Annotated in this window: 1 pseudogene; it reads left to right on the forward strand. The window is 41.1% G+C overall.

The window, feature by feature from the left end:
* A pseudogene (locus tag LKX83_RS33200) lies at nt 1-194 on the forward strand (guanylate kinase); the annotation flags it as partial.
* Nucleotides 195-224: the final 30 nt, after the last annotated feature.

Raw genomic sequence — 224 nt, forward strand, 5'->3', positions numbered from 1 at the left:
TAAAAAAACAGCAAGCGCGCGGATACTCTGATGAAGTTATCGATCGCCACTTACGATACTTTAAAGAAGAAATCGCTTACAAAGAAAATTGTGAGCACGCATTTGCCAATAATGATTTGGCGCATACCGTATTTGCTGTATCAGAGACAATTGAACCGTATCTAGGGCGCAATCTTATGCCGGACTACCAATAAATATGACAAGTGCCGACCTTTTTTGAGGTC

Source organism: Cohnella baijiui (genome assembly GCF_020731285.1).
In the GTDB taxonomy this organism is placed as follows: domain Bacteria; phylum Bacillota; class Bacilli; order Paenibacillales; family Paenibacillaceae; genus Cohnella.